Source organism: Virgibacillus necropolis, assembly GCF_044793635.1.
Taxonomy (GTDB): Bacteria; Bacillota; Bacilli; order Bacillales; family Amphibacillaceae; genus Virgibacillus_F; species Virgibacillus_F necropolis_A.
This window is the reverse complement of record NZ_CP084992.1, coordinates 884931-901524: the sequence shown is the minus strand read 5'-3', so window position 1 is coordinate 901524 and position 16594 is coordinate 884931. Positions and strand designations below refer to the sequence as shown.

Here is a 16594-nt window from a genome sequence, read left to right as displayed (position 1 = left end):
AGAAGGAATAAGACATGGGGAGGTCAAAAAAATGGAGACAAGGTCTCAATGGGGTACACGAGCAGGGTTTATTATGGCTGCTGTTGGTTCGGCAGTCGGATTAGGAAATATTTGGCGATTCCCAGCAGTAGCATATGAAAATGGTGGAGGAGCATTCTTTATACCATATTTGTTTGCGCTTCTTACAGCGGGGATTCCAATCCTTATTATGGAATTTACAATGGGTCACAAGTACAAAGGGTCTGCACCTTTAACGTACAAAAGAATTAATAAAAAAGCTGAATGGGTTGGCTGGTGGGCAGTATTAGTAGCCTTCGTCATATCAACGTACTACTCCGTTATTATTGCCTGGGCAATATCATATTCTGTTTTCTCTTTCAATTTAAGCTGGGGAGACGATACAGGAGCATTTCTGTTTGGTGAATACTTAAACTTAGCAGATCCGGGTGAAATAGGTGGTTTTGTACCTGGAGTTCTTATTCCGTTAATAATTGTATGGATTGTTGTACTCGGTATATTATTTAAAGGTGTTAAAAAAGGGATCGAGGTTGCAAACAGAATATTCATACCAGCGTTGGTAATCATATTTATTATTATTGTAATTCGTGCAGTTACATTACCTGGAGCATTGGAAGGATTAGAAGCATTCTTTGCACCTGATTTCGGGAAAATGTTGGATCCATCTGTTTGGGTTGCGGCATATGGACAAATTTTCTTTAGTATGTCGATTGCATTTGCAATTATGATTACATACTCAAGTTATTTACCGAAAAAATCAGATATTACTAACAATGCATTCATCACTGGTTTTGGTAACTCTAGTTTTGAATTACTCTGTGGTATTGGGGTGTTTTCTGTACTTGGATTTATGGCATCTCAACAAGGGGTAGGAGTAGATGAAGTAGTAGCCGGTGGAGTTGGATTAGCATTTGTGGTATTCCCGGAAATTATTAATCAGTTCCCAGCATTTAATGCACTTTTTGGATTCTTATTCTTTGCTTCACTTGTTCTGGCTGGACTAACGTCCTTAATGTCAATTACAGAAACATATGTAGCAGGATTAGTAGACAAATTTAATATTTCAAGAAATAAAGCAGTGTTATTTGGTGGCGGTCTTGCCGCACTTGTTTCCTTGCTTTTCGCTACACAAGGTGGCTTGAATTTCCTTGATGTTGCTGATTATTTCATCAATCAATTTGGTGTTGCATTCCTTGGATTAGTCGAAGTGGTCTTAATGGCTTGGGTTTTCCGTAAGCTTGGAGAATTTAAAGAACATGCAAATGAAATTTCTGATATAAAATTAGGAGCTTGGTGGACGATAAGCTTAAGTATCATTACACCAATTGTATTAGGTTATCAAATGTTTAGATTATTTGAACAAAATTTATTACAGGAATTTGATACTGAAACAGGGAACTATGGTGGATATAGCGATGCGTTTATAACCTATGGCGGTTGGGCCGTTGCTATTGGGGCAATTGTTGTAGCTATTCTACTTTCACTAAAAAAATGGAAGACAGTAGATAATTCCAAAGGGGGCAAATAATATGAGTGCCAGTGCAATATTTATCATGATTCTTGGTATGGTTATTATCTGGGGTGGACTTGCGGCGAGTATTATGAATGCCGTAAAAAAATCAAAGGAAGCTAAATCAAATAATTAAATAAGAGCCATTGTGGTGGTAAAACATCACAATGGCTCTTATTATTTTTCCATGCGTTGCCATTTCTTCAAATACGGATATGGGTCAAATGACCATTCACTATATCCGTTATCCTTATACATTCCATAGTGTAAGTGCGGTGGAAACTTTCCAGATGTGCCTGGGGGTCCGTATCCTGTTGACCCAACATAACCAATTACATCACCGGGTTTGACAATTTGCCCTACTTTTATACCGTCCTTATATTTACTTAGATGGGCGTAATAATGATAGATGTTGTGAACATCACGTAAACCAATCCGCCAGCCTCCAAATAAATTCCAACCCATTAATTCGATTACACCATATGTTGTCGATCTAACAGGTGTTCCGTAATCTGCAAAAATATCCGTTCCTTCATGTATCCGAAGACCACCGAACCCTCGTCTGTTTCCCCAAGTATTGTTGTAACTATAATTATAATTGGATGGTAAAGGAAAAACACGATCTGCTAAATCAATACCGTTAAATTTATTAAAAACGCGTGCGGTATTCATAATTGATTGCACATTTAAATCTCTTTGATAATAATTCCAAAGGGCAATTCTGATATCTTCGTTTGAGTAACCGTAACTTTGCAAATAACGGGCCATCGTATATAAGACATCTTCTGGGTTATTTGGATCTGCTTTATGGTCTCCATCTCCATCTTTCCCAATGCCATTAAATAATGCAATCACATTTTCATTCATATTTTCTGTGTTTCCAATACCAAACCATTTTACAGGTTCAAAGGTAATGGAAATAACCTGTGAAGACGGAACATCCTTTTGAATATTCCGCTCGTATTGATCAATTGCGGCAAGGTAATACCATGGAATTAATGTTAAAGCTTCTGTTTTTTTATAAAGTTCCATACGTTTTACATAGATATCTTCTTCTTTTTCTTCTGCGTGAATGGAATCTGTACTTACTTGTATAAAAAGAAAAATAAGTAAGGCACAGATTATACGATATATCTTCATAGCATCATCACCTTGTATTTATTTGTTTTCATTTTCAATTCCTTGAGGTGATTTCTTCATTTCTTCAATAATAGATGTTATGGTGTTCCTATAAGTACCTTGTTGTGTATTACTATTGTGGAGGCTCTGTATATCAGGAATTAAACTTCTATTATCAGATACGTAAACATGGAAAAAGCCAGGCATAATGGATAAGGCAGTTTTCTTAGCTATATCCGCGGCCGTTTTGTCCTCAAGTTCGTCATTTTTACCATATGCAATCAATACCTCTTTATCTGTAACCAATGTAGCCACCTCATCGAATCCCTCATTACGCAAAATAATTCGTGAAATCATATCGGCTATCTTATGTCGGTCCATTGTTGCAGCATGATTATTTTCATCATCATTATTTAATTGATCTCTTGTATAATGCACATATCCCAGTCGATTTTCCTCATTAAAAGAGGAAGGTCCATCATCCCTTGCAGGATCTAGTTCATTTTGAATTTGTTCCTGCTGTTCAGCTTCTTGATTCATAGTCCCACATGCTGAAATGAACATTGTACAAAGTAATATAGCGATTACAAATTTGTTATACATATTTTTCCCGCCTTTTTGTCTAGCTATAGTGCCCTTGCCTAGTTCTGGCACAGGACATACCGGAATAAGTCGGATTCCTTATAACGGGCACTTTCGCTGTTCTTTTGATCGTAGTTATGGGGTTATTTTGCTACATGAAATTAATTTCATTCACAGGACTTGAGAATATTCACTTGTAAAATAAGGATAATATCTGGTTGAGAAGGAGAACTTTATGGTAAACTATAGTCAGTTTAAGTGGGGTGAGATTTGGTGATTGAATTACATGGAAAAACGTATGAAATATTGGAAAATATAAAAGACGGATATGATGCAGAACGTTTAAATGAACGGTTCTCTGATATATTAACGAAGTACGATTTTATTGTTGGTGATTGGGGTTATGATCAGCTCAGGTTACGCGGGTTCTATGACGACCAAAATTCAAAAGCAGCCTTCGATTCGAAAATAAGCACATTGGACGATTATTTGTACGAGTATTGTAATTTTGGTTGTGCATATTTCGTTTTAAAAAAAATAGACAAGTAATGAGCAGTAGTTCTAACTAGGAACTACTGCTCTTCTTCTGGTAAAACCTCTCCATCCTCATCATGAATTGGATGTGAACCTGGTGCTTGACGTGGTAAATCATCATGCTGTTCCTTATCTGGAAAAACGAATGCGCTTTGACGTCGTTGTCCTTCTTCCCACGGCGTTGATTTACTTTCGATAGGCTCATCATCATTAATAGGTGAACCTATTGGCCCTTCTGGAAATTCTTCAGGAATTAACTCATTTCGTTGCCTCTTAAGATTATCAACCTCAGAATAATTTCTTTTCTTCTTCTTTGTCATTAATTACTCACCCTCTCAGGAATAGGTTTTGTTAAAAGACGCTTATTTATTCTTTTATCTAAAACTATTAGATACATGTCTTTTTATGATTATATTGTCGTGTTACCCGATTCAAAAGTCAGGCTTTGAATACAAGTAAAAGTAATTGATTTATGGAAAAATTGAACGTAAGTTTCTATACGATAAACCTTTATCAGCAAAGGGATAAAGCACCAAATATTTATCTTGAATTCAAGATAAATTACACTTTGTTAAAGATTATGAAAAATGATTATAAATACCTACAAATTGTTTTTGTCAACGTTTTTACTGTAAAAATAACCCAGTTAGTTAGGTGTTTGTATCCTTTTTATTTACAAATAATGGAAATTTATAGTCAGATTTCCTAAATTCAATGCATGCATATACCCAATAAAACGCTTGATTTTACAAGGATTAATTGACATCATCGTAATTTATGTAATTATTTATATATATAATGTGTAGATAGTTATCAGTAATTATACTTTATTTAAAAATTTGAAATGAGGTTTAGGTAAAGGCTCGAATTGAAGAGTAAAGGTGGAAATTATTAATTTATTAGAGGATTGATTTCATTTTGTGGGTATTTTGGATTATTTCTATAGTTATGATGATTTGTGTGATTTCAATTTTAAAGATTGCTCCATCGTATACTCCATACAAGTTGGTAAATTTGGGAATCAATTACAGGAGTGTTTCTTTAACATTAATTTTAGTGTTTTTTTATTTAAATACATTATTTAATAATTGTCCAGATTGTTTAAGTATAATTAACATTTTTATAATTTCCTTAGTAATAAGTGCGGCGGTCTTTGATGGCTGGTTTATGGTTATTCCTGATCGCTTACTAGCAATTTTTATTCCAAGTATTGTTTTTACTCAAATTATTAACGGAGAAATCTTGTACGGATTATTGGGTGCAGCATTTGCATTTACCTTTCTTTTAATTATTGCCGTTATTTCTAAGGGGGGTATAGGGGGGGGAGACATTAAATTAGTTACCGCTATCGGGCTAGGAACTTCCATCAATTTCATTTATGAATTATTAATTTTCTCATCGATTTTAGCTTTTATTATTGGAATTATTGCTTTAACTTTTGGCATGAGAGAAAAAAGAGAGATGGTTCCGTTTGGACCAACAATAGCTTTCGTAACAATCTGTATGTTATTCATAAACTTTTGAAATAAAAATTTAAAATTGGGGTAAATAAAATGAAGATAGTATTAGATGAAACATATGGTATCACTGAAGAAATAGCAAATGAAATTTCGATACATATTCGACCGGCAAACTTATTTAAAAATAGTGATGATGGGTTGTTAAATGAATTAAGACAAGAAAAATCCAGTTTATTTGGATCAGATATTAAGCTTCGGAAATATAGCATTGAAGATAATATTGAGTTCTTTTCATCATTCCAAGGTGAAAAAGTCATTTATTTCTACGATGAAAAAATTTCGGATATCGATGGACTTTCACGATTAAGTAACTGGCTCCTTCCAAATGTCATGCTATATCCAATTCCCTTAACAATGAATAGAGCACAATTTATTTATGAAGTTGATTTTTTAAAAAATAAAATGATGCATTTTCCTGATGAGATTTCTTTTAACTCCATCAAAAATTGGATTAATGATTGTAGAGATACAACAGTTAGTTGGTCTATAATTCCTGACAAGAAACCATTTCTAAATAAAAATCCTTTTATAAAGAGATATAAGAACATGAAAAGTAATCAGTATCTGCTATTTCAAGGATTAAATGATAATAATAAAAAGCCTTTATCAAAAGGGGAATATCACACTTTACTTGAAGGTTTGGAGAATAAGCTTGGGGATAATTCAAGAGTAGTAGTAGTGAGTAAAAACGTTGATGTTGAAATAAATGATACCTATGAATATTACAATCTGCCAAACTACTTACCACCGAATAATTTACCTTATGTACATATAGTAGCAGTTAGAAATTCAAGTGAAAGTATTGGAGTGAATGTAGAATGATTGATGCCAAAAAAAAAGCAATTATTTTTCTTAGTATAGCTTTTATTCTTGCTTTAGTAACAACAGCTTTAGTTTTAAATGAGCTTAGAGAGGCTAAACAATCTTTAGGAGAAATGGTAGAAGTGGCAGTTGCTGAACAAGATATTGCTGCATACACGGACTATTCTTCAGATATTATTAAATGGGTAGAAATTCCAAAAAATGAACAATCCTCATCATTTGTCCAAAAAGAGGATATGATTGAGAATTCAGTTGTTCTTGTAAATGTTAAGGAAGGTAATGTATTAACGAAAAATATTATCCGATCTAAAGTTGATATTGACCCTAATCACCGAGTCGTATGGCTTAACGCAACAGACAATGTAATCATTGACCAGAAGGTTGTAGAGGGGGATCTTGTTGATATCATTGTATCCCTAAAAGAAGAAAATAATGTTGTTAAAACAAGTAGAGTCTTAGAAAGTCTAAAAGTAGTTCAAAGAGAAGAATTGCCAGAAAACCAGTTTGCTATAAAAGTTTCTCTTCCAGTAGAAGATGCTGCAACACTTATTCATTATCAAAATTATGCGAAACAAATAAGAGCATTAAGAGTTAGTCAAGTAACACAGAAAAAGGCAGAAGAAAGTCAAGTACCAGAAGATAATTCCGAAGAAACAAGTCAAAAGGAAGAAAGCAAGGAAACATCAAAAGAGCAGAAACCAGATAAGAAAGAATCAACTAATCAAGAAAAGAAAAAGACGAAAGAAAAAAATAAAAATTAGATTTACTGTAGAAACATATAGAAGAGGTGTAACAGATGGAACGATCAGTTGCTAAGGTGTTCACAGAAAATAATTGTATTATAGAAAAGCTTAAAAAAATACTACAAGAAATGGATACGGATTTTGAAATTCTAGATAATTTAAGTACATTCATTGATTACAGCTCTTCATCAATTATTATTATTGATCAGGAATCTATTCAAATTAATGAAGACCTACATATTCCTGAAACAATAATTCTTATCGTGTTATGTTCAGAGCGTTCTTTTGATGATGTGAGAAAGTGGATGGAACGAGGGGCAGATTATGTACTGATTGTTCCTGATGAGCTCGACAAATTAAAAACGATTATAGAAGATAAAAAGACTAAATTAAATGCATTCAGTTCAAAGATGATGGAAACATCAAATCATAACTCCGGTAAGGTTAGTGCATTTTATAGTACAAATGGTGGAAGTGGAAAAACATTACTAGCTACTATGGCTGCACAATCTTTACAAATGCAACATGATCAGCGTGTTATAGTAATAGATTTGAATGCACAATTTGGTGGAGTTGACGTTATTACTGCATTGGAACCATCTCGTTCCTATGCAGATCTTAAACCAGTAATCGAAGAATTATCATTGAATCACATTCAGAATGTATCCCAAACGGACCCAGATACTGGTGTTCAGATATTACAGGGCCCTGCAGAACCTGAAAAAGCTGAAGAGTTGACTGATAAATTAATAAGTAGAGTAATTCAAACTTGTAAGTTTCACTTTGACCATGTAATTCTTGATGTCCCTAGTAATCTAAATACTATAAGTTTTACAGGTTTAAATGAAGCATCCCATATTTTTTATATTCTTTCACCAGACAGTTTGTCGTTAAGGGGTTACAAGCACGCAAATCGGGTTTTTAAAAGATTTAAGCTTCCTAGTCATCAAAATATGTCCATTATATTAAATCGAAAACATAAAAAGGCAGAGTTAACAGAAAAAAGTATAAATAAACTAATTGGTAAACCTATCACTGGTAGTATTAAATCAGACTTTTTTGCAATTCAGCCTTTCCTTAACATGGGAAGACCGTTTTATAATAAGAAAGGCAAACCACTTTGTCGTTCAGCTCAAAATGTTTCACGATTCATCGAGAAGACATTAATTTAAAGGAGAAGAGATTATGTCTTGGATAGATCAAGCTGTAAAAAATAATACTGGTTCAGTTGTTCCAGATCAAGAAGATGATATTTTTAGTGAACAACGGGAGCAATGGGTTAATCACTATAAAAATAGAATAATTAATGAAGCGGATTTAGAAACAATAACCACACTTCCACCTGATGAAAGAAAGCAAACAATAGAGCGTTTGGTTAATCAAATGATTGACGAAGAACGAGTAATTATTCCACGTGATGATACTGAAGCGATTATCAATCATATTATTAATGAATCGGTTGGATATGGGCCGCTTGAAGCGCTATTGAAGGAAGAAGATATTACGGAAATAATGGTAAATGGACCGAGAGAAATATATATAGAAAGAGGTGGGCGGCTTGAAAAATCGTTGGTTCAATTTAAAAACCAGCAGCACATACGTCATATTATTGACCGGATAATTGCTCCATTGGGTAGACGAATTGATGAAAGTTCACCAATGGTTGACGCCCGATTAATTGATGGTAGCCGTGTAAATGCTGTTATACCACCGGTTAGTCTAGATGGACCTAAGATTTCAATCCGTAAATTTAATAAAACACCATTCTCTTTGCACGATTTATTAACATTTGGTACTTTCTCTGGTCAAATCAGTGAGTTCCTTCAAGCAATAGTTAAGGCGAAATGTAATGTACTTGTTTCTGGCGGGACTGGTAGCGGTAAAACAACTTTACTAAACGTGTTATCATCCTCAATCCCTGCTGGAGAACGAGTTGTTACTATAGAGGATATGGCTGAACTTCGATTTAATTATGATAACCTTGTTAGACTGGAAGCCCGTCCTCCAAATATGGAAGGGACGGGAGAAATAACCATACGGCACCTTGTTAAAAATGCTCTCAGAATGCGTCCAGACAGAGTGATTGTTGGTGAGGTTCGAGGAACTGAGGCTCTTGATATGCTACAAGCAATGAATACTGGTCATGAGGGTTCCTTGACCACAGTACACGCCAACACACCAAAAGATGCATTAAAGAGATTAGAAGCGATGATTGTCATGTCTGGCCTTTCGTTAACTTCTGATGTGATTAGTGGATACTTTGTTGGCGCACTCGACCTTATTATTCAAACAGAGCGTCTTACTGACGGTAAGCGGCGAATTGTTAGTATCGCGGAAATTTCAGAAAATGATGGTAAAGTAGAAATAAACGAAATCTATAAGTTTGTTCGTCAAGGTGTTGATCAACATGGGATGGTTAAAGGATATTTTACTGCCACGGGATATGTTCCTAAGGTATTAGAACGAATAAAAGCGTTCGGGGTACAAGTAAGTGATAATTTATTTGAAAGGAGGTAATCTAAAATGTTGATGCTCAAAGTAAGTATTGCTGGTATGATTTTTGCGCTTATTATTGGAATTTTTTACTTGAAGCAAGTACATGAAAAAAAAGCTTCAAAAAAACGAGTTGACACTTGGTTTGAATCAAACAAGAAGGAACGCAGAAGCTTTCTTTTTCTAATAGGTGACAAATATGATAATTCAGAGTTTGCCGAAGTACTTTCTAAGAAACTAGTACATGGTAATTTAAAATTAAAGCCTTCCGAGTATACAGGGTTATGTATTATTTTATTTGGTGGCTTGTGGTTTTTAAATCATAATGTATTAAAGTTATTTTTCCCTTTAGACATTACCCTTGCTTATTTCCTAGTATGGCTAGGCTCAAAAATGTTTCTGAAATCAAGACAAAATAAACGAACGGAAGAAATGAACAAACAGTTACCAGAAATTTGCCGAATGATGGGAAACGCTGTAAAAGCGGGACTAACAATTCCCCAAGGTATTGATATGGTTGCCAAAGAATTAAAAGCACCAGCTAAACCAGAGTTTCAAAGAATGCAACAGCAGCTTAGACTTGGCGATGATTTGGAAATTGTTATGACACGATACCGTAACAGAATAGTCAGTAATGAATTAAATATCTTTGTAAGTACTATATTAATTCAGCGAAAAGTCGGTGGAAACCTTTCAGAGGTTCTTAACTTGATGGCAGAAACGTTAGAGGAAAGAACGAGGGTAAACAAAGAAGTTCAAACGGTGACAGCGGAAGCGAAATTCGTTTCTATCATTCTACCATTATTACCAGTGCTGATGGCTATGATGATGAATTTGTTTATACCTGGATTCTTAAATCCATTATTTACACCAGTCGGACTGATAGTACTAGTAATATTTGCGGGTATTCAATTTATATCGTATCTAATAATTAAACGGATTTCAGTCATAAGGGTGTGAAGAAATGGGAGAAGGATTTATATCAGTTATAGCAATATTATTGTTTATCATTTTGTTACTAGTATTAGTTTCCTTTATCAATATTTGGTTATATGTTTCCAAAAGACAAAACTTATTTAAGAAAATAAAGCCTGTTGAACAAAGCAAAAAGAAACGAAAAAAAATCAAGGATCGTATATGGGATCCAATTATTAAGGCATCCGAATATGCTGGCCCAACAACAATTAAATATCTAATGTTTGTAAATAAACAAAAAGATGAGCTGATGCTCACTAGGGCTGGAAATCCTTTTAATTTAAGATTTCAAGGCTTGCATGGGATGCGTTTTGTGCTGTTTTTTGCAATGCTGATGTTTAGTACATTCTGGAATTTGTTAGGAATGCCATTTTCAACAATCTTTATTATTTTGCTTCCTGTAGGTGGATATGTTTTCCCAACACTATGGATCAGGTACCGAGCAAAGGAACGACAAGAAAGAATCAGCGTTAGCATGCCGGACTTTCTCGATACAGTTAGTGTAACTCTGCAGGCCGGTGTATCTCTTGACGGTTCATTAAAGCAGGTTACCAGACAAATGGAGGGACCACTAAGTGATGAAATAAGGCGCTTTATTAGAGAGGTTGATTTAGGTGTTCCAAGAAAATTAGCGTATCAGCATATGATAGATCGTAATAATTCAAAGCCCCTTAATGGACTTGTTAATTCATTAGCTCAAGGGGGTGACCTCGGTGTCCCAGTGTCGACAACATTTCGTGTTCAAGCCGATGATTTACGTTCCATGAGAGGGTTTATTGCAAAGGAGAAAGCAGCTAAAGCAAGTCCGCAAATTACATTAGTTACTACATTTTTAGTTGTACCATCAGTGTTTTTTTTGATAATTGGATTGCTTATTTTAAACATAATTTATAATCCATCAGCATTCGGATTAGATACATTTTTGAAGTAAATTAAGAGGAGGAAATAAAATGTTTAAAGCTATTTTAAGTATTTTTAGAACGAAGGTTGGAAGTTATGTTAATAATGAAAAAGGTGCTCAAGCTTTGGAATGGGTAGCACTTGCATTAGTAGTATTGGCTGTAATGGGTGCTATCATCGGTGGTTTGGAAGGTGTTAGTGATGCGAGCGTTGGTGAGGCAATTCTAAACCAAATTACAAAATTAATTAATAAAGTCGGTGGAGAGTAAAATTGAGTAATTTACTTAAAAGAATTAAAAATGAACGAGGGTCACAGCTAATTGAATTTTTAGCTGTGTTTCCTTTAATCATCTTTGCATTCCTACTAATCTGGCAAATGGCAATGGCGGCATATACGGTAGTTGTCAGCGAGGCTGCAGCGAGAGATGGAGCACGTGTAGCTTCAGTTGAAGGTGATTATCAAACAGCCGTTGAACGATCTGCATATGGATTAGACGTAACCAGCTCGTTAATAACAGGGTCAAGTAGTTATGGGAAGGAAGTTACAGTAATCGTACATGCGAAGATGCCTATGATTTCGATACCTTTTGTTGGGAAGCTTGATTATACAATTGACGCAGATGCAACGATTCCGGTAATAGAGGAGAATGATGATTAGATGAAAAAATATATTAATAATGAATCGGGTAGCACCCATCTAGTCATGATTGTAATTTTGTTGGCCTCTGTTTTTCTTTGTTTTATATTCTTCGATTTATTTACAGGATTTATGAATAAACGTGTTAGTCAATCAAGTGCAGATGCTTCCGTTTTGGCAGCTTCTACAGAAATGAAAGATGCATACGAAGATGAACTTTTAGAGGATATAAAAGAGGAGCTTGATAAATTAGAAGAGGAAGTTGATAAAAAACTTGAGGAAGACCTAGAAGAAGAAGGAGAAGATGAAGGTAATGGTGAAGAACAAGAGAATTCTGAGCCTGATGAGGATGAGTTGAAAGATATATATCAGAAGATTTTAGAGGGAATATATGATGAAGATCCACCTGAAGGATTAGTAGAGTGGTTAATTGATAATGAATACGAGTTAAATCCTAATAAAATATTAACTTATATTTTTGAAGAGGATGAAATTAACTCGAAGATTTGCTCTGCTATAAATAACAATAGGAACGAAATAAAAGAAGCTGCACAATATTACGCGGATAAGAATGGTGCAGAGGGAGAAATAGAATTAAAGTTTCCATATGAAGATGAGTTTAAGGTTTTTGTGAAAGTAAAAACTGAAGCTTCGTTCTCTACGGTGGATGCTTCCCAGATGGGTGAAAATAATGATGTATACGCTGAGGCATCAGCTCAAGTGAAAAGTCCTGTGGGGGTAGATATAGATTGCGATTAATCTTTCTTTTTACGCATCTTATCACCTCAGATTAGGTAATAAGACGCGTGAAAAGAAGGGGCGTTTTTTGTATTATAGGAAGGAGGAAACAGGTTGAGGAAAAAATATACTGTATCTTTGCTTTTTGTTTTGTTAGTATCTGTGATATTTCCAGCTATAACCATTAATGCTGACCTCGGAGAGTTTGAATATGATGATGGTGGCTTAAAGCCAACTGAAATGCAACAAGGAGATACTAGTCCTGGGGACCATAATAGTGGGGATACAGACATTGGCGATGCAGATAGACCATGGTGGGAAAAAGGTTGGGATAAGCTTAAAGAAATTGGTGGCGATATAAAAGACACATTTATTGATGTTAAAGATACTGTAATAGAATGTGGGAAAGACGTCGGACAATGTGCACAGGATATAGGAGATTGGGCGGAGGACACCTGGAATGATTTTGCGGATAGTGTTCAAGAATGGTGGGATGGCCTTCCAGATTTCGTCCAAGATTTAATTAAAACGGTAGGTGCGATAATAGCTGTGGTTGCAGCAATTGCAGCACTTGTTGCGCTTGGAGTGATTGGCTTAGTTGTCGGAATTGTGGCTGCTGTTGGTGCAATAATTGCAGGAATAGTGTATTTAATTATTAATGGTGGTACTGATAACTTTAGCTTTATGGGAGTACTAACATGGTCTGCAGGTGGTGCACTTGCGGGAGGGTTGTTATCTTATTTTGGGGCTGGAGCAGCAATCATGACAGGGTTGCGAACTAGTGGAAGATGGCTAGCCGGGGCTGGTAGGAATGCACTAATCAGTGGAGGCAAATGGATAGTTGGAGCTAGTAGAAACGCATTGGTCGCAGGCGGTAGATGGCTGGCAGGTGCTGGAAGAAACATAGTTGGCAGCTTTAAGTCTGGAATGGCATCAGCTGGAAGATGGATTGCAACAACTAGTAGGAGTGCATTAAGAGGTTTGAAGTCGTTTGCTGGTTCAGCTTGGAGATTGGGTAAAAGTGGAGCTACAAAGTTACTTAATGTTTATAAAGCTGCGTTTGGTTATAGTTGGAAAACTTTTGGAAATACGGTACTTTATGGATATTCAGGTAACTTCCTTTATGAATTTGCGAATGCCGGACCGAACGATTCCTGGTTGGATATAAGCTTGAAAGCGGGAATTGGAACTCTAGGAGTATTACTTGGTGCTCCATTAGGAGCCGGTTTCATTCGTTCAGTAAGGAATATTAGAAATATCAAATGGGGGCTACTTGGTAAAGTTGCTGGTGCCGGAGGGCTAACAGGTGGAATAGCTAATAGTATTGGTGCTTTATATGCAAATGGTGCAGTTACTATTGAAGATTTCGCGATAGGCGCAATGGTTGGCATAGCTACACTTCCAGTAGCAGGTTTTGCATTCGCAACTAATTTCGGTTCATTAGGTCCAGCGACAGAATTTATAAATGCTGGCATAGGAAATGAACTAAAAGTAAATTTCACAGAATTAGGTGCTAATGTTAAAACAAGTCTAATGAACGGTTTTTCAAATATAAAACTAAAGACAAATGATTTAATGATTAAAATAAAAAGTATATTTAATTAACGGTATTTTATTAAAGTTACTGAAGTCTATCCGAGGAGGAAAATAATGAAAAATAAAAGCGTATGGGAAAAAATAAATCGTGTCGCAATCAGTTTAATTGTGTTAGATTTCATTATATTGATTGTTTACGTTAACACGGTTGGGGGAATGGATAGTACATTTATTAAATTTTTGATGGTTATTTTATTTATTTGTTTTACATTTGGAGTTTTTGACAGGGTTCGTTCCCAAATCACAAAAGGTGTGAACGTTAAAACATTCCTGTATACATTGTTGATTATAGGTGCTATGTATTTGTTTGCTACGTATGTAGTTGTCTGATTATAAAATAATAATATAGAGATTAAAAGGTGATTAAATATGCATGAAGGGTTATTTCATTATGGAAGTTAAAACATGGACTATACTCCAACGAATTTCTGGAATTACTGCGATCGCTTCGATATTCATAATATTTTATTGGTTCGGTTATCGTTTGAACGGAGAATTTATTATCAAAAGAGAAACATTGCCAATGGATTCTCTCTTGTTATATTTATTACTGTTTTTAACAGTTGCATCCATTTTATTTTACCCGTTTGCTCAACTGGCAATCCAGAATAATGGCAGGATAACTAAGTGGACCTTTATCTTACCTGTGGTCTTCATAGCAACAATAGCTGGTGTGACTTTCTTAGTAAGAAATTTTGTTATGTAAAGGGTGATGGATATTCGATCAGCTAATAAAGCAATCAAAACAGCAGCGATAGCCCGCACCATTCAAGCATCTTTTATGATAATTGCTGTGACGGTTGTATGATTTTTTAACATACGGATCATGCAGAAACTAAGTCACAACATTCGATTCTAGGGATATCGTCATTATCTTAGCTATTGTACTTATTGTTCTATCACTGCTTTGATTTTAGTTAGCTCATAACAGATTATTTTTACTGGAGGAAAACAATGAATAATATAAAAACATTTTTTTTAATTATAGTTATTGCCTTAATATTTGTCCTAACAGGCTGCTCTAATGAAGAAGCAACAAAAGATAAAGAAGAAGAAAAAACGGAACAACCTGCAGAACCTGAGGAAAAAGAGAAAGAAGAAGTAACAGCGCCTGAAGCGGCAACTGAACCGGAAGAAATGGTGAAGGAAGGCCCGGGCGCGCTATTTACCGCGGAAGATATGAACGCTGAAAAATTTAAAAAAGCAATTGAATCGTTACCAGAAGATTTAACAGCAGATGAAGCGTACAATCACCTTATCCATCTAATGGCGGCTGATTTCGGTCCTGCTTTAAAGAAATATGAAGACTTTAATCCTTCCTTTTTGGTTGATGATGCACCTGGAAGTGAAGATGAACAAAAAAATGAGAAAGAAAAAGAAATGCATGTAGCGTTACTGTTGGATGCTAGTGGCAGTATGGGCGCATATGTGGGTGGTCAAATGAAAATGGAAGCTGCAAAAGAATCCTTGAAGAAATTTGTTACAGCACTACCCACTGAAACAAAAGTGTTACTGCGTGTTTATGGTCACAAAGGCACAGGAAGCGATGCGGACAAAAAAATGTCTTGTAGTAGCACAGAAGTTGTTTACCCACTAAGTACATATAACAAGGAAAAATTCAACAAGTCTTTGTCGCAATTTAAACCGGCAGGATGGACACCATTAGCGGCATCAATTAAAGCGGCAAAGAAAGATTTACAAGGTAAGACCGGTGAAGATGTAAAGAACGTTGTTTATATAATTAGTGATGGAGAAGAGACGTGTGGTGGAGATCCAGTTCAAGCTGCTAAGCAGTTGCACGATTCAGGAATCGCGACTGCAGTAAATATTATAGGATTTGATGTAGGTAATGAAGCACAAGAGCAGTTAAAGAAGGTTGCAGAAGCTGGTGGCGGTACGTTTACTAATGTCCAGACAGGAAAAGAAATGGTTGAAGTTGTTGAAAGTAATATGAAACAAGCGCATGAAGCAGTTGAATTAAATATGTGGAGTGCTGTAGAAGGTGTGGATTTAACGTGGGACGCGATTCATAAGAATGATGAATTGGATTCAATAGCATCTAATTTTGACGAAGTAATAGAAGATGAAAATGGTCTATTGTTAAATGGTTTAGAAGGCTTAGAACAGACTAAAAAAATTACCGAACAGGTAGCAACGGAACTAAAAGGATTAATTACGGAAAGACATGACAAACTTGAGCAATTTAATGAGCATAAAAAACAAGAGTTAGAAAAACGGGTTGAGGAAGAAAAGCAGAAAGCAAGCGATTTAATTGACAAGGTAAGGAAAGAGAAAGCGCAGGATTGAAGTTGAATGCACCTTTAGACTATTAGAAAAGTTTGAAGGTGCATGTTTATGAAATAGAACTATACAAATTATATTCTACAGTACCTCATCAAAGAGGATT

20 protein-coding genes are annotated in these 16594 nt (G+C 35.3%); 17 read left to right on the top strand and 3 right to left on the bottom strand.

The features are described from left to right. Positions 1–31: 31 nt before the first annotated feature. Both LG329_RS04600 and LG329_RS04595 read left to right on the top strand, forming a co-directional pair. Complete coding sequence (locus LG329_RS04600) at positions 32–1546, top strand: sodium-dependent transporter (protein ID WP_404453942.1); 1515 nt, start codon at positions 32–34, stop codon at positions 1544–1546. A gap of 1 nt (position 1547) precedes the next feature. Then, positions 1548–1664 (top strand): methionine/alanine import family NSS transporter small subunit, encoded by a 117-nt coding sequence (locus LG329_RS04595; protein ID WP_404453939.1) that lies wholly within the window; start codon positions 1548–1550, stop codon positions 1662–1664. 41 nt (positions 1665–1705) lie between these two features. Here the strand turns inward: LG329_RS04595 and LG329_RS04590 are convergent, their stop codons facing one another. Further along, positions 1706–2668, bottom strand: a complete 963-nt coding sequence (locus LG329_RS04590; protein ID WP_404453936.1) for a M23 family metallopeptidase — start codon at positions 2666–2668, stop codon at positions 1706–1708. Positions 2669–2686: 18 nt separating this feature from the next. Further along, positions 2687–3250, bottom strand: coding sequence for a YhcN/YlaJ family sporulation lipoprotein (locus LG329_RS04585; protein WP_404453933.1), 564 nt, complete (start codon positions 3248–3250; stop codon positions 2687–2689). Positions 3251–3502: 252 nt separating this feature from the next. On the opposite strand from LG329_RS04585, the gene LG329_RS04580 reads away from it, so the two are divergent. Next, the gene (locus LG329_RS04580) at positions 3503–3778 is read left to right on the top strand and encodes a YutD family protein (protein WP_404453930.1); all 276 of its coding nucleotides are present in this window, start codon (positions 3503–3505) and stop codon (positions 3776–3778) included. A 23-nt stretch (positions 3779–3801) separates the two neighbouring features. Here the strand turns inward: LG329_RS04580 and LG329_RS04575 are convergent, their stop codons facing one another. Further along, positions 3802–4083: a hypothetical protein gene (locus LG329_RS04575; RefSeq protein ID WP_404453928.1), complete on the bottom strand. Its 282-nt coding sequence runs from the start codon at positions 4081–4083 to the stop codon at positions 3802–3804. 598 nt (positions 4084–4681) lie between these two features. Between LG329_RS04575 and LG329_RS04570 the strand changes: the two genes are divergently transcribed. The 14 genes from LG329_RS04570 (at position 4682) to LG329_RS04505 (ending at position 16494) form a co-directional block, all read left to right on the top strand. After that, positions 4682–5287: a prepilin peptidase gene (locus tag LG329_RS04570; protein ID WP_404453927.1), complete on the top strand. Its 606-nt coding sequence runs from the start codon at positions 4682–4684 to the stop codon at positions 5285–5287. 29 nt (positions 5288–5316) lie between these two features. After that, a complete protein-coding gene (locus tag LG329_RS04565; protein ID WP_404453924.1) occupies positions 5317–6105 on the top strand; it encodes a hypothetical protein in 789 nt (262 codons plus the stop codon). Next, entirely contained in the window at positions 6102–6866 is a 765-nt protein-coding gene (locus tag LG329_RS04560) for a hypothetical protein (protein ID WP_404453923.1), read from the top strand. The genes LG329_RS04565 and LG329_RS04560 overlap by 4 nt, the downstream gene beginning before the upstream one ends. Positions 6867–6901: 35 nt before the next feature. Beyond that, positions 6902–8020, top strand: a complete 1119-nt coding sequence (locus LG329_RS04555) for a CpaE family protein (protein WP_404453921.1) — start codon at positions 6902–6904, stop codon at positions 8018–8020. Positions 8021–8033: 13 nt separating this feature from the next. Beyond that, positions 8034–9365: a CpaF family protein gene (locus LG329_RS04550; RefSeq protein WP_404453919.1), complete on the top strand. Its 1332-nt coding sequence runs from the start codon at positions 8034–8036 to the stop codon at positions 9363–9365. Between the two features lie 6 nt (positions 9366–9371). Beyond that, positions 9372–10301 (top strand): type II secretion system F family protein, encoded by a 930-nt coding sequence (locus LG329_RS04545; protein WP_404453917.1) that lies wholly within the window; start codon positions 9372–9374, stop codon positions 10299–10301. A gap of 4 nt (positions 10302–10305) precedes the next feature. Further along, positions 10306–11247, top strand: coding sequence for a type II secretion system F family protein (locus LG329_RS04540; protein WP_404453915.1), 942 nt, complete (start codon positions 10306–10308; stop codon positions 11245–11247). Between the two features lie 19 nt (positions 11248–11266). Then, complete coding sequence (locus tag LG329_RS04535) at positions 11267–11485, top strand: hypothetical protein (RefSeq protein ID WP_404453912.1); 219 nt, start codon at positions 11267–11269, stop codon at positions 11483–11485. A gap of 2 nt (positions 11486–11487) precedes the next feature. After that, positions 11488–11874, top strand: coding sequence for a TadE/TadG family type IV pilus assembly protein (locus LG329_RS04530; protein ID WP_404453909.1), 387 nt, complete (start codon positions 11488–11490; stop codon positions 11872–11874). Beyond that, entirely contained in the window at positions 11875–12612 is a 738-nt protein-coding gene (locus LG329_RS04525) for a hypothetical protein (protein WP_404453907.1), read from the top strand. 93 nt (positions 12613–12705) lie between these two features. After that, complete coding sequence (locus LG329_RS04520) at positions 12706–14196, top strand: hypothetical protein (RefSeq protein ID WP_404453904.1); 1491 nt, start codon at positions 12706–12708, stop codon at positions 14194–14196. Between the two features lie 45 nt (positions 14197–14241). Further along, positions 14242–14517 (top strand): hypothetical protein, encoded by a 276-nt coding sequence (locus tag LG329_RS04515; RefSeq protein WP_404453902.1) that lies wholly within the window; start codon positions 14242–14244, stop codon positions 14515–14517. 43 nt (positions 14518–14560) lie between these two features. After that, positions 14561–14893 (top strand): hypothetical protein, encoded by a 333-nt coding sequence (locus LG329_RS04510; protein WP_404453899.1) that lies wholly within the window; start codon positions 14561–14563, stop codon positions 14891–14893. A gap of 248 nt (positions 14894–15141) precedes the next feature. Next, complete coding sequence (locus LG329_RS04505) at positions 15142–16494, top strand: VWA domain-containing protein (protein ID WP_404453897.1); 1353 nt, start codon at positions 15142–15144, stop codon at positions 16492–16494. Positions 16495–16594: the final 100 nt, after the last annotated feature.

Excerpts from the sequence above, each read along its gene's own strand:
- LG329_RS04585 (WP_404453933.1), bottom strand. The coding sequence starts at position 3,250 with ATGTATAACAAATTTGTAATCGCTATATTACTTTGTACAATGTTCATT.
- LG329_RS04595 (WP_404453939.1), top strand. The coding sequence starts at position 1,548 with ATGAGTGCCAGTGCAATATTTATCATGATTCTTGGTATGGTTATTATC.
- LG329_RS04600 (WP_404453942.1), top strand. The coding sequence starts at position 32 with ATGGAGACAAGGTCTCAATGGGGTACACGAGCAGGGTTTATTATGGCT.
- LG329_RS04565 (WP_404453924.1), top strand. The coding sequence starts at position 5,317 with ATGAAGATAGTATTAGATGAAACATATGGTATCACTGAAGAAATAGCA.
- LG329_RS04555 (WP_404453921.1), top strand. The coding sequence starts at position 6,902 with ATGGAACGATCAGTTGCTAAGGTGTTCACAGAAAATAATTGTATTATA.
- LG329_RS04535 (WP_404453912.1), top strand. The coding sequence starts at position 11,267 with ATGTTTAAAGCTATTTTAAGTATTTTTAGAACGAAGGTTGGAAGTTAT.
- LG329_RS04540 (WP_404453915.1), top strand. The coding sequence starts at position 10,306 with ATGGGAGAAGGATTTATATCAGTTATAGCAATATTATTGTTTATCATT.
- LG329_RS04575 (WP_404453928.1), bottom strand. The coding sequence starts at position 4,083 with ATGACAAAGAAGAAGAAAAGAAATTATTCTGAGGTTGATAATCTTAAG.
- LG329_RS04505 (WP_404453897.1), top strand. The coding sequence starts at position 15,142 with ATGAATAATATAAAAACATTTTTTTTAATTATAGTTATTGCCTTAATA.
- LG329_RS04550 (WP_404453919.1), top strand. The coding sequence starts at position 8,034 with ATGTCTTGGATAGATCAAGCTGTAAAAAATAATACTGGTTCAGTTGTT.
- LG329_RS04560 (WP_404453923.1), top strand. The coding sequence starts at position 6,102 with ATGATTGATGCCAAAAAAAAAGCAATTATTTTTCTTAGTATAGCTTTT.
- LG329_RS04545 (WP_404453917.1), top strand. The coding sequence starts at position 9,372 with ATGTTGATGCTCAAAGTAAGTATTGCTGGTATGATTTTTGCGCTTATT.
- LG329_RS04525 (WP_404453907.1), top strand. The coding sequence starts at position 11,875 with ATGAAAAAATATATTAATAATGAATCGGGTAGCACCCATCTAGTCATG.
- LG329_RS04510 (WP_404453899.1), top strand. The coding sequence starts at position 14,561 with ATGAAGGGTTATTTCATTATGGAAGTTAAAACATGGACTATACTCCAA.
- LG329_RS04515 (WP_404453902.1), top strand. The coding sequence starts at position 14,242 with ATGAAAAATAAAAGCGTATGGGAAAAAATAAATCGTGTCGCAATCAGT.
- LG329_RS04590 (WP_404453936.1), bottom strand. The coding sequence starts at position 2,668 with ATGAAGATATATCGTATAATCTGTGCCTTACTTATTTTTCTTTTTATA.